We start from the raw sequence: 12465 nt of genomic DNA, 5'->3' as shown, positions 1-12465 counted from the left end.
CATGTTATATCCATCAATTGATTCTCTATTACTTAAAATTGATTCTAAATACTCACTTGTATCGGTGGCAGCTAAACGCGCCAGGGAAATGCAAATTAAAGATAATTGCCTTATTAAACCGGTTTCCCATAAATCGGTAGGCCGTGCCCTTGAAGAAATTCATTCCGGTAAATTGACTTACGATAATTCTTACGAGGAAAACTAAGAGAACACAGAGCTTGACCTATCGGGCCTGACACCCTAAAGCAAACAGGAGCGTTACATTTTGAAAGTGCTTCCTTCCTGCGGCCAAGGTGTCAGGCCTGTTTGTTTTGATTTTTTTAAAAGTAATGTTTGGGGGAATCCATAGGTTATTGCGCATTTCAAATGAAATTTCTTCGGTTTTCCGTCATAATTAGAAAGAATAGAATGTATAGTTAGGGGAAATTTGCATGCTTATCGATAAAAAAGTACTTCTTTGTGTCACCGGCGGGATTGCTGTATATAAGGCTGCTGCCCTGACAAGTAAATTAACTCAGGAAGGTGCGCATGTTAAAGTGATCATGAGTGAATCGGCACGTAAGTTCGTGACGCCGCTCACCTTTCAAGCACTTTCGAGAAATGATGTGTACACAGATACTTTTGATGAGAAGGATTCTTCAGTCATTGCCCACATCGACTTGGCTGATTGGGCTGATATCATCCTGTTGGCTCCAGCTACAGCCAATGTCATTGGCAAAGTAGCCAATGGAATCGCGGATGATATGATCACGACCACCCTATTGGCAACGGAAGCACCTGTTTGGGTTGCGCCGGCAATGAACGTGCACATGTACGCACATCCAGCGGTTCAGAAAAATATGGAGACACTTCGGTCGTTTGGATATCAATTCATTGAACCGGGTGAAGGGTATTTGGCCTGCGGATATGTAGGGAAAGGGCGATTGGAGGAACCGGAAACAATCGTAGAACATCTTAATCGATATTTCAATGAACGCAAATTACAGCAACAGCCTCTTAAAGGAAAGAAATATTTAATTACGGCAGGGCCGACACGTGAAGCGATTGATCCGGTTCGTTTTGTGACGAACCATTCCAGCGGCAAAATGGGCTATGCCCTAGCCGAAGCGGCAATTGAAATGGGCGCTGAGGTGACATTGATTACCGGCCCAGTGAACTTGACGCCACCTCCCAAGGCCAGAGTAATACCAGTGGAATCAGCAGCAGATATGTATGATGCGGTATTCGATCAGTTCGCTGCCAGTGATGTCGTAATCATGACGGCTGCAGTGGCGGATTATAAACCGAAGGTCTATCATGCTCGAAAGATGAAAAAGCAGCCAGGGGAAAATGTGATTGAATTTGAACGGACAAAGGATATTCTAAAGGAACTCGGTGAAAATAAAACGCATCAGATTTTGGTGGGCTTTGCGGCTGAAACGAACAACGTTGAAGAATACGCAAGAGGAAAATTGGTCAAAAAGAATGCAGATATGATCGTTGCCAATAATGTTACCGTCGCAGGGGCAGGATTTGGAACGGATACGAACATCGTGACCATTTACGATAAAGATGGAAGTGCGACCGAACTTCCAAAAATGAGTAAAGCGGATATAGCTAAAAGCATCCTGGCAGAAGTATCTCGCAAGCAAAAGGAATGATGTCTTATGGATATAGCATCCGTCATCGTGGATGTACCTGCTAAACAAACGGATCGAGAATTCGACTATCGCATCCCTGAAAAGTGGAACCAAGTCATCAAGCCCGGAATGAGAGTCATCGTCCCATTCGGTCCAAGAATGGTGCAGGGGTTCGTCACAGGCTTAAAAGCTAAAAGCGACTTTGCGAAATTACGCTTTATAAAGGAACCAATGGATTTGGAGCCCATAATCAATGATGAATTGCTTCAGCTCGGTGACTGGTTGACCAAGGAGGCGATGTGTTTTAAAATTTCAGCGCTACAGGCCATGCTTCCGGCAGCGATGAAAGCAAAGTATGAAAAAGTTATTAAAGTCGTTGAAGATAAAAAGGACCAGCTCCCTCCCTCCATTCAAAACCTTTTCGGGAAAAATGATTCACTATCTTGGAAAGACGTGATTGAAGGGGAGAATGCCTCCCTGGTCCAAAAGGAAATGCAAAATGGCAATCTTGAGCTCGAATACAATGTGAAAAACCGACTTAACAAGAAGACGGTCCGAGTCATTAAATCTTTGCTTTCCCCTATGGAACTGAAAGAAATGGCATCAGCCATATCCAGCCATGCAAAAAAACAACAGGAACTCCTTCAATACTTTATTGAACATCAAGAACCCATCCCGTTAAAGGAATTGCTTGAATTGATGAACACATCAAGCGGTACCGTCAAATCCCTAGTGTCAAAAGGGGCCTTGGCTGAAATGGATCAAGAGGTATACCGTGATCCTTATGAAAACCGTGTGTTCGAAAAATCCATTCCCTTTACACTGACAGCTGAACAAACCGCTGCATTGAAGCCGATCCAAGAGAAAATACATCATGATGAACATGATGTCTTCCTTTTATATGGTGTAACCGGCAGCGGGAAGACGGAAGTGTATCTACAGGCAATTGCCTCTGTCATTGAAAAAGGGAAGGAAGCCATCATGCTTGTACCTGAAATCTCCTTGACGCCACAGACGGTGAAGAGGTTTAAGGAACGATTTGGGGAGCAGGTAGCTGTCATGCATAGCGGTTTATCCGTAGGTGAAAAATATGATGAATGGCGGAAAATTCACCGCAAAGAAGTAAAAGTGGTGGTCGGGGCGCGTTCTGCCGTGTTTGCTCCTTTTGAAAGCCTGGGGCTGGTCATCATTGACGAAGAGCATGAATCCAGTTATAAGCAAGAAGAAACGCCAAGGTACCATGCTAGGGATGTTGCCATTGAAAGAGCAAAATCATATGGTTGCCCGGTTATTCTTGGCAGCGCCACACCTACACTTGAATCTTTTGCGCGAGCCAAGAAAAATGTCTATAAATTATTGACCCTTAGCCAGAGGATGAATAAAAATGCTTTGCCAGCAGTGGATATTGTAGATATGAGGGAAGAACTAAGAACGGGAAATCGTTCCATGTTTTCGGAGCTGCTCTTTACCAAGCTGAAAGACCGGCTTGAGAAGGGGGAGCAAACTGTCCTGATGCTAAATAAAAGGGGGCATTCTTCCTTTGTGATGTGTCGAAGCTGCGGATTGGTCATCAACTGCCCTAATTGTGACATTTCACTTACATATCATCGCTTTAATGATATAATGAAATGCCATTATTGTGGGTTTGAAGAGGGAATGCCTTCTGTTTGCCCTGAATGTGAAAGTGAACATATAAGGTTCTTTGGTACAGGAACTCAAAAGGTTGAAGAAGAGCTTGCAAAAATCCTGCCTGAAGCAAGGGTCATACGAATGGATGTTGACACGACGAGTAAGAAGGGTTCACATGAGCGATTGCTGAATGCCTTTGGTGAAGGAAAAGCGGATATATTGCTAGGCACCCAAATGATAGCCAAGGGCCTTGATTTTCCTAATATCACTCTTGTTGGAGTCCTTTCAGCCGATACGATGCTACATCTGCCTGATTTCCGTTCTTCGGAAAAGACATTTCAGCTGCTGACGCAGGTCAGCGGAAGGGCGGGACGTCATCAGCTTCCGGGAGAAGTGGTCATCCAAACCTATACGCCTGAGCACTACAGCATCGAGCTTTCTGCCCTGCAGGATTATGATGCTTTTTATGAACGGGAGATGTATCTAAGGAGGCAAAGTCATTACCCTCCATATTATTATGTCGTCCTTATAACCGTTTCACATGAAGATTTAATGAAGACGGTAAGTGTTACTGAGAAAATCACCAATTATTTAGGCTCGCGATTGAATCGGGATTCTGTCGTGCTAGGTCCGGTTGCTTCGCCCATTAGTCGAATCAACAATAGATATCGCTATCAATGTCTGATAAAATACAAACGAGAGCCGGACCTGAATCAGCATTTACGCACACTTTTAGAGCATTACCAAAAAGAAACCGCTCAGAATCATCTGCAGATTTCAATAGATTTAAATCCACAGATCATGATGTAATTATTTTAGAGATGGATGATTACCGCGAGCTGTAACAGCTTGCGTTTTTATATAATGAAGTGTTGTTTTTCATATCTAGGAGGGTACCTTTAATTTTGGCTATTTTACCGATTGTTTTGTTTCCTGAAAAAATTTTACAACAAAAATGCGATAAAGTAACAAGTTTTGATAAAAAGTTGGCAAAGCTGTTAAATAACATGTATGAAACGATGGTGGAGGCGGATGGCGTTGGACTTGCAGCACCTCAAGTTGGCGTGAAAAAGCAAGTGGCCGTCGTTGAAATAGAGGAAGGATCAGGTGCAATCGAACTGATTAATCCGGAAGTGCTGGAATTGGAAGGAGAACAGACAGGTGTTGAAGGATGCTTGAGCTTCCCGAGTTTATATGGTGAAGTAGTGCGTCCTTACCGTGTCAAAGTCCGGGCACAAGACCGAAAAGGATCTTATTTCGAGATAGAAGCGGAGGATTTCCTTGCAAGGGCCCTTCTACACGAAATCGATCATCTGCAAGGAGTCTTATTTACAAGTAAGGTTTCCCGGTATATTTCGGAAGAAGAGTTAGAAAGGTATGGAGAAGAATGACAAAAATAATTTTTATGGGTACACCGGACTTTTCGGTGCCGGTATTGAAAAGAATCATTGATGAAGGGTATGATGTGATCGCTGTTGTCACACAGCCAGATCGTCCAGTGGGCCGCAAAAAGGTGCTTACGCCGCCGCCAGTTAAAGTCGAAGCCGAAAAGCATGGGATACCCGTTTATCAGCCTGAAAAAATCCGGGAAAAAGAAGAACTTGAAAAAATCATTGCATTGAATGCTGATTTAGTGGTGACGGCGGCATTCGGTCAAATTCTTCCGAATGAATTGTTGGATGCCCCTAAGTACGGTTGTATTAATGTACATGCCTCCCTGCTTCCTGAACTGCGTGGAGGGGCGCCAATTCATTATTCCATTTTACAGGGGAAAGAAAAGACAGGGATAACCATCATGTATATGGCAGAAAAATTGGATGCCGGTGATATATTGACTCAGGCGGAAGTTACTATAGAGGAAGAAGACAATGTTGGTACACTGCATGATAAATTAAGCAAGGTAGGGTCGGATTTACTTGCGGATACACTTCCAAAACTTATAAATGAAGAGTTACAGGCAATCAAGCAAGATGATGCTAAAGCATCTTTTGCGCCTAACATCAAACGGTCGGAGGAAAAAATCGACTGGTCGAAATCAGGGGAAGACATCTATAACCATGTACGCGGCTTGAATCCTTGGCCTGTTGCTTATACAACCTTAGACGGTTCCATTATGAAAATATGGCAAGTAAAGAAATTAAAAGCTGGCAAGCAAGCCTTGCCGGGCATGATCGTTGAGGTACAAAATGATGGTTTCATCGTTTCGACAGGCAATGAGACGGCAATACTAGTAACAGAACTGCAGCCTTCAGGAAAGAAAAAAATGCCGGCGAAAGATTACTTGCGCGGAGCCGGATCGTTCATTAAAGCAGGCATGAAGTTAGGAGAACAGAATGAAGCAAACTAAAAAGGGAGTACGTGAAATCGCTCTCGATATTTTGGAATCTGTAGAGAAAAACCAATCCTACAGTAACCTATTATTGAACAACTTGATTAAAAAGCACCAGTTATCCGCCGTGGACAGCGGTTTGCTTACAGAGATAAGCTACGGTACCATCCAGAGGAAAATGACTTTGGATTATTTTTTGAACCCGTTTATTAAACAACCTAAAAAAACGCAAAGCTGGGTCATCAATTTACTTAGACTTTCCGTTTACCAAATGGTCTATTTAGATAAAGTTCCCGATCATGCAATCATTTTCGAGGCCGTAGAAATTTCCAAAAAGCGCGGACACAAGGGCACCTCTTCGATGGTCAATGGTGTGCTTCGTAATATTCAAAGAAATGGTGTTCCTTCTTTAGAGGAAATTAAAAATGATCTGGAACGGCTTTCCATAGAAGTGAGTCATCCTATTTGGCTGGTCCAGCGTTGGGTAGAGCAATTTGGCTATGAAAAAACCAAGGAAATGTGTGAAATCAACTTAACTGCGCCATTACAGACAGGACGTGTTAATTTAAAAAAGATCTCACGCCGTGAACTGATCAGCATATTAACGGAAGAAGGATATGATGTTGAAGCGAGTGAAGTCGTTCCCGAAGCAATCGTCAGCTATAAAGGGAATCTTGCTCATTCAGAAAGCTATAAAATGGGGTATTTATCGATTCAGGACGAGAGTTCAATGCTAGTTGCCCATGCATTGGGTGCGAATGAAAATGATGCTGTGCTCGATTGCTGTGCTGCACCTGGAGGGAAAACGACCCATATCGCAGAAGGCTTGACCACAGGACAAGTATATGCACTAGACCTTCATGAACATAAGGTCAAGCTAATTAAAGAGCAGGCGGAGCGCCTAAAACTCAGAAACAATATTAAGACAATGGCCCTTGATAGCAGAAAAGTGCAAGAGCACTTTAATAAGGAAGGGTTTGACAGGGTCCTGATCGATGCACCATGTTCCGGGTTGGGAGTCATGCGCCGGAAACCTGATGTAAAGTATACTAAAACAAAAGATGATATAATGAAACTCTCAAGTATACAACAACAATTATTGGAATCGGCTGCCCCGCTTGTTAAGCAAGGAGGACGGTTAGTATATAGTACCTGTACGGTGGATAAAGAAGAAAATGACAAAGTCGCTGCAGCATTTTTGGAAAGCCATCCGGATTTTGAAAGCGATGCAACCTTGTCCACAAGAATGCCTGAAAGCGTTCAGCCATATATCGAGGGTCATACGCTGCAAGTTTTTCCGCAATATTTTAGCAGTGACGGATTCTTTATTGCGAGTTTTAGAAAGAAGGTGCTGTAATGGCAGAAATCACTAAATCATCTAGAGTAAGAAAAGACACGACACCAGAAAAACCATCGATCTACTCATTGGAGCTTCACCAAATTAAAGAATGGCTTCTTCAAAATGGAGAGAAGGCATTCCGGGCCGAGCAAGTATATGACTGGCTTTATAAAAAGCGTGTCTCCAGTTTTGAAGATATGTCCAACCTTTCGAAATCATTACGGGATAAGTTGGAGTCGCAATTCACCTTCACAACTTTGAAGACTTTGATTCAGCAAACGTCCAATGACGGAACGATGAAGTTTTTATTTGAACTCCAAGATGGATATTCGATTGAAACGGTGCTGATGCGTCATGAATACGGAAACTCCATTTGCGTGACAACGCAGGTAGGATGCAGAATTGGCTGTACATTCTGTGCTTCGACACTAGGCGGTTTAAAGCGGAATCTTGAATCAGGGGAAATTGTTGCCCAGGTCGTTAAAGTTCAGCAAGCACTTGATGAGTCGGAAGAGCGTGTTAGCTCCGTCGTTATCATGGGAATCGGTGAACCGTTTGATAACTACGATAATATGATGTCATTCTTGAAGAATATAAACCATGAAAAGGGCTTGAACATCGGGGCGCGTCATATTACCGTTTCCACAAGTGGGATCATTCCTAAAATCTATAAGTTTGCCGAAGAAAGCATGCAAATAAACTTTGCTGTTTCCCTTCATGCACCGAATACGGAATTAAGAAGTAAATTGATGCCGATCAATAAGGCCTACAAACTTCCAGACCTGATTGAGGCCATCAAATACTATACAGAAAAAACAGGCCGCCGTGTAAGTTTTGAATATGGTCTATTCGGTGGCGAAAATGATTCAGTGGAGCACGCTGAAGAATTAGCAGCTTTAATAAAAGGGATAAAATGCCATGTTAACTTAATACCGGTAAACTATGTACCGGAACGCAACTATGTACGAACACCTCGGGACCAGATTTTTGAGTTTGAAAAAACATTGAAGAAGCGCGGCATTAATGTAACGATCCGAAGGGAACAAGGCAGTGATATTGACGCAGCCTGCGGCCAGCTTCGGGCCAAGGAGCGCAAAGAAGAGACGAGGTGACCCTATGAGGGCAATATTTAAGACAGACCGTGGAAAAGTCCGCCAGCATAATGAAGATAATGGCGGAATCTTTAAGAACTCGGAAGGCGTTCGCCTTGCCATCGTTGCAGATGGCATGGGCGGCCACCGTGCCGGGGATGTAGCCAGTGCAATGACGATAGACCTTCTGAAAAAGGGCTGGGAAGTATCCACCGGAATCGAAACGGCAAATGATGCCGAAGATTGGCTTAAGCAGCAAATCTTCACGGTCAATCAGTTGCTTTTTGAACATGCAGAAGCGAATACGGAATGTAAGGGCATGGGGACCACCATTGTTGCAGCCATTTGCACCGACAAGTTTGCTACCATTGCCAACATCGGGGACAGCCGGTGTTATTTGTATAATGAGAGTGGTTTTAAGCAGGTCACGGAAGATCATTCACTCGTTAATGAATTGGTCCGTTCCGGTCAGATTTCGAAAGAAGATGCCGAAAACCATCCACGGAAAAATGTTTTATTACGAGCCTTGGGGACAGAAATGCAAGTGGAAATGGACATTATGACGGTCATCTTCGAAGAAAATGATTTACTATTGCTTTGTTCGGACGGATTGACGAATAAAGTGAGTGAACTGGAACTGGAAGAAACGGTAACCAATGCACAGTCACTTGAAGAAAAGGCGAATTCATTAATAGATAAGGCCAATCACTACGGTGGGGAAGATAATATCACCCTTGTGCTTGTTCAATTTACTGAAGAAAGTGAAAGCAGGTGAATTGAATGTTGATTGGCAGAAGGATCAACGGCCGTTATAAACTGATCCAGATGGTCGGCGGCGGCGGTATGGCTAATGTTTACCTTGCTAGGGATATGATCTTAGATAGGGATGTTGCATTGAAAATCCTTCGCATGGATTTTAATAATGACGAAGAGTTCATCAAGCGCTTCAATCGGGAAGCCCAATCGGCAACCAGTTTGGCCCATCCCAATATCGTAAGTATTTATGATGTTGGTGAAGAAGATTCCATCTATTATATTGTAATGGAATACGTTGACGGTTTTACACTTAAGCAATACATACAAAAATATTATCCAATTCCAGTTGATGAAGCCTTGGATATCATGAGGCAAATCACGGCAGCGATTTCCCATGCCCATCATAATGGGATCATCCATCGTGACATCAAGCCACAGAACATTTTGATTGATAAAGAAGGAACCGTCAAGATTACGGACTTTGGCATTGCATTGGCCCTAAGTGCAACAAACATAACGCAGACCAATGCAGTCTTGGGTTCGGTTCATTATTTATCTCCGGAACAGGCCAGAGGCGGTATGGCCAATAAGAAATCGGACATTTATTCACTTGGCATCGTCATGTTTGAATTGTTGACGGGGAGATTGCCTTTTTCGGGTGAATCAGCCGTGTCAATAGCTCTTAAACATTTACAATCGGAAACTCCTTCACCAAAACGCTGGAATTCTGAAATACCCCAGAGTGTGGAAAATATTATCTTGAAAGCAACAGCCAAAGATTCATATTACCGCTATGAGAGCGTGGACTCGATGGAGGATGATATACGGACGTCGCTTAATCCGGAGCGTTCAAATGAACTTCCTTTTGCGATTCCCGAAGATCATGATGCAACAAAAGCCATCCCCGTCATAACGGATGATCAGCTTTCAAGCATCGATGAGACAATCATAAGGGGTCCTGAAAAAAATACGTTAGTTTATGCGGACGATGAGGAAAGTGAATCAGAAGCAGAGAGTAATTCAAAAAAGAAACAGAAGAAACAAAAGAAACAGAAAAAACAAAAAAACAAGTCGGAACACAAAGGTAAAAAGCTAAAGAACATGCCTGCGATCTTGGTGACCACCTTTTTAGTTCTCGCACTGCTTGCTGTTTTATCTGTCACAGTTTTACCTCCCCTCCTTGTCTCGAAGGAAGTGACGATCCCTGACCTTAAAGGGGAAGAATTGGATGACGCCATTACTGAATTGCTTGAAATGGATTTGGAAATTGGAGAGACGATCGAGATTGAAGATGAAGAGGTTGAAGCTGGTCTTGTGATCAAAACCAATCCTAAGGAAGGTAAGACGGTCAAGGAAGGTGCAGTGATCGATATTTATCAAAGCGTTGGTAAAGAGACGATTTCATTGTCCAGCTATGAAGGTCGAGATTACTCTGATGTTAAATCCCTGCTTGAAAAAATGGGATTCAAAAACATAAGCGTTACTGAAAAATATGATGACAGTGCTCCCGGCACGATCATAGTTCAATCTCCCTCGGGTGCCACTGAGGTCGTACCATCCGAAACGGAGCTTGAGCTGACGGTCAGTAAAGGGGCAGATCTGTTGAGCTTGAAGAACTTAACGGGGTTCAATAAAGCTGCCCTTGATGATTATTCCAGTGAAAGCGGAATTAAGATCGATGTCGAAGAAGAAATCTATGATGATTCCGTAGCTGAGGGGCTTGTCATTTCCCAATCACCGGAACCTGCTACGAAGGTGGAAAAGGGCAGTACTGTGAAAGTGGTCATTTCAAAAGGGAAGGAAGAGATTCCGCCCAAGAGTGTAACGGAGGAAGTCAAAATCGAGTATGATCCGGTTGAGCCAGGCAAAACACAAAAAATACAAATTTTCATCGAGGATATCGACAATAGCATGACGGAGCCTCAAGAAACATTCTATATATTGCAAGATGCGAATAGAACGATCGAATTAATGGTTTCCCCGGATAAAAAAGCAGGATATAAAATCATGAGGGACAATCAGGTCATCATTGACGAATCCGTCTCATATCCAGAATAAATATAATAATTAGGAGTGTGGTTATGCCCGAAGGAAAAATTATCAAAGCATTAAGTGGATTTTATTATGTCCTTGATGGTGAAGAGGTCTATCAATGCCGTGGAAGGGGCCTGTTCAGGAAGAATAAGGTAACCCCGCTCGTTGGTGATTATGTTGTTTTTGAAGCGGAAAATAAAACGGACGGGACCGTGACCGAAATAAAACCGCGAAAGAATGAATTGATACGTCCGCAAATCTCGAATGTAGACCAGGCAATCCTTGTCTTTTCGGCAGTGGAACCTGATTTCAGTCCAGCCTTGCTTGATCGATTTCTCGTATTGATCGAAGATAACGAAATCGAACCGATTATCGTCGTGACGAAACTTGACTTGGTTACAGCTGAAAATCAAAAGAAATTGTCTCAGTATATCAAGGACTATCAGAAACTTGGCTATACTGTACTGGAGACATCTTCCGTTACCGCCGGAGGGATTGAAGGACTAGTGCCGTATTTAGAAGGAAAAACCAGTGTATTTGCGGGTCAGTCCGGTGTTGGGAAATCGTCTTTGCTGAATGCGATCAATCCGGAATTGGCTTTAAAGACGGATGATATTTCTTCACACCTGGGACGCGGGAAGCATACGACCCGGCACGTTGAATTGATCCATATCGGCTCTGGACTTGTCGCGGATACTCCAGGGTTCAGTTCACTTGAATTCATGGAAATGGAAGCTGAACGGCTATCCTATTGCTTCCCGGAAATGCATAAGCATGGGGAAGACTGTAAATTCAGGGCCTGTCTCCACGATAAAGAACCGAAATGTGCAGTGAAGGAAGCGGTTGATTCCGGGGAAATTCCCCGTTATCGATACGAGCATTATATGCAATTCTTAGAAGAAATAAGAGATAGAAAGCCGAGGTATTAAAATGGTTAAAATCGCACCATCCATTTTATCAGCTGACTTTGCAAAATTGGGAGAAGAAATTCTTGATGTGGAAAGGGGCGGAGCGGATTTGATCCATGTGGATGTCATGGATGGGCATTTCGTGCCGAATATAACGATAGGCTCACTAATTGTTGATGCTATCCGCCCAGTAACGAAGCTTCCGCTTGATGTTCATTTAATGATCGAACAACCTGATCGTTATATCGAGTCCTTTGCGAAAGCGGGAGCTGATTATATAACTGTACATGTAGAGGCCTGCGCACATTTGCATCGAACGGTTCAATTGATCAAATCTTTTGGTGTAAAGGCAGGCGTGGTGCTTAATCCAGCTACTCCGGCTTCCTTGATACAACCTATAATCGAAGATATTGACATGGTATTGTTGATGACGGTTAATCCGGGTTTTGGGGGGCAAAAGTTCATTAAATCCGTTCTTCCGAAAATTGCCGAAGTGAAGGCGATGGCAGGAAAGTATAATCAAAATCTCGAGATAGAGATTGATGGTGGAGTAAATGAAGAAACGGCTAAACTATGTATTGAACAAGGGGCGACAATCCTGGTGGCCGGCTCGGCAATATATGATCAGGAAGATCGACGCGCAGCGATTCAAAAGATTCGGGGAAAGTGATATAAGCCGACACTATCATATTCATATGATGGTGATCGGCTTTTTTTATCAATTAAACTAAGGCACCTTGGATATGATTTTTATATGGAA

General features: G+C 43.1%; 11 protein-coding genes. All 11 read left to right on the top strand.

Translation table 11 applies throughout. The features are described from left to right. Position 1 precedes the first annotated feature (1 nt). The 11 genes from rpoZ (at position 2) to rpe (ending at position 12375) form a co-directional block, all read left to right on the top strand. Entirely contained in the window at positions 2 to 205 is a 204-nt protein-coding gene (gene rpoZ / locus ACFX4H_RS07365; RefSeq protein WP_034313807.1) for a DNA-directed RNA polymerase subunit omega, read from the top strand. A gap of 226 nt (positions 206 to 431) precedes the next feature. Continuing rightward, complete coding sequence (coaBC, locus tag ACFX4H_RS07360; protein WP_241637049.1) at positions 432 to 1640, top strand: bifunctional phosphopantothenoylcysteine decarboxylase/phosphopantothenate--cysteine ligase CoaBC; 1209 nt, start codon at positions 432 to 434, stop codon at positions 1638 to 1640. A 6-nt stretch (positions 1641 to 1646) separates the two neighbouring features. Beyond that, positions 1647 to 4058 carry a primosomal protein N' gene (gene priA, locus ACFX4H_RS07355; protein ID WP_057278427.1) on the top strand — a complete coding sequence of 804 codons (2412 nt, stop codon included), beginning with the start codon at positions 1647 to 1649 and terminating at the stop codon, positions 4056 to 4058. Positions 4059 to 4153: 95 nt separating this feature from the next. Further along, the gene (gene def / locus ACFX4H_RS07350; protein WP_034313798.1) at positions 4154 to 4639 is read left to right on the top strand and encodes a peptide deformylase; all 486 of its coding nucleotides are present in this window, start codon (positions 4154 to 4156) and stop codon (positions 4637 to 4639) included. Next, positions 4636 to 5595, top strand: coding sequence for a methionyl-tRNA formyltransferase (gene fmt / locus ACFX4H_RS07345; RefSeq protein WP_377434848.1), 960 nt, complete (start codon positions 4636 to 4638; stop codon positions 5593 to 5595). The genes def and fmt overlap by 4 nt, the downstream gene beginning before the upstream one ends. Next, positions 5582 to 6934, top strand: a complete 1353-nt coding sequence (rsmB, locus tag ACFX4H_RS07340) for a 16S rRNA (cytosine(967)-C(5))-methyltransferase RsmB (protein WP_057278424.1) — start codon at positions 5582 to 5584, stop codon at positions 6932 to 6934. Before fmt ends, rsmB begins: the two co-directional genes overlap by 14 nt. After that, a complete protein-coding gene (gene rlmN / locus ACFX4H_RS07335) occupies positions 6934 to 8028 on the top strand; it encodes a dual-specificity RNA methyltransferase RlmN (protein ID WP_034313788.1) in 1095 nt (364 codons plus the stop codon). The genes rsmB and rlmN overlap by 1 nt, the downstream gene beginning before the upstream one ends. A 4-nt stretch (positions 8029 to 8032) precedes the next feature. Beyond that, complete coding sequence (locus ACFX4H_RS07330) at positions 8033 to 8782, top strand: Stp1/IreP family PP2C-type Ser/Thr phosphatase (protein WP_034313784.1); 750 nt, start codon at positions 8033 to 8035, stop codon at positions 8780 to 8782. A 5-nt stretch (positions 8783 to 8787) separates the two neighbouring features. Beyond that, complete coding sequence (gene pknB / locus ACFX4H_RS07325) at positions 8788 to 10821, top strand: Stk1 family PASTA domain-containing Ser/Thr kinase (protein WP_377434846.1); 2034 nt, start codon at positions 8788 to 8790, stop codon at positions 10819 to 10821. A 23-nt stretch (positions 10822 to 10844) separates the two neighbouring features. Beyond that, positions 10845 to 11726, top strand: a complete 882-nt coding sequence (gene rsgA, locus ACFX4H_RS07320) for a ribosome small subunit-dependent GTPase A (protein WP_241637046.1) — start codon at positions 10845 to 10847, stop codon at positions 11724 to 11726. A 1-nt stretch (position 11727) separates the two neighbouring features. Then, positions 11728 to 12375 carry a ribulose-phosphate 3-epimerase gene (gene rpe / locus ACFX4H_RS07315; RefSeq protein ID WP_034313775.1) on the top strand — a complete coding sequence of 216 codons (648 nt, stop codon included), beginning with the start codon at positions 11728 to 11730 and terminating at the stop codon, positions 12373 to 12375. Positions 12376 to 12465: the final 90 nt, after the last annotated feature.

It is taken from the genome of Peribacillus sp. YIM B13477 (assembly GCF_042787955.1).
GTDB lineage: Bacteria > Bacillota > Bacilli > Bacillales > DSM-1321 > Peribacillus > Peribacillus frigoritolerans.
This window is presented reverse-complemented; position numbering and strand designations above follow the sequence as displayed.

Excerpts from the sequence above, each read along its gene's own strand:
- rpoZ (WP_034313807.1), top strand. The coding sequence starts at position 2 with ATGTTATATCCATCAATTGATTCTCTATTACTTAAAATTGATTCTAAA.
- coaBC (WP_241637049.1), top strand. The coding sequence starts at position 432 with ATGCTTATCGATAAAAAAGTACTTCTTTGTGTCACCGGCGGGATTGCT.
- priA (WP_057278427.1), top strand. The coding sequence starts at position 1,647 with ATGGATATAGCATCCGTCATCGTGGATGTACCTGCTAAACAAACGGAT.
- fmt (WP_377434848.1), top strand. The coding sequence starts at position 4,636 with ATGACAAAAATAATTTTTATGGGTACACCGGACTTTTCGGTGCCGGTA.
- rsmB (WP_057278424.1), top strand. The coding sequence starts at position 5,582 with ATGAAGCAAACTAAAAAGGGAGTACGTGAAATCGCTCTCGATATTTTG.
- rlmN (WP_034313788.1), top strand. The coding sequence starts at position 6,934 with ATGGCAGAAATCACTAAATCATCTAGAGTAAGAAAAGACACGACACCA.
- ACFX4H_RS07330 (WP_034313784.1), top strand. The coding sequence starts at position 8,033 with ATGAGGGCAATATTTAAGACAGACCGTGGAAAAGTCCGCCAGCATAAT.
- pknB (WP_377434846.1), top strand. The coding sequence starts at position 8,788 with ATGTTGATTGGCAGAAGGATCAACGGCCGTTATAAACTGATCCAGATG.
- rsgA (WP_241637046.1), top strand. The coding sequence starts at position 10,845 with ATGCCCGAAGGAAAAATTATCAAAGCATTAAGTGGATTTTATTATGTC.
- rpe (WP_034313775.1), top strand. The coding sequence starts at position 11,728 with ATGGTTAAAATCGCACCATCCATTTTATCAGCTGACTTTGCAAAATTG.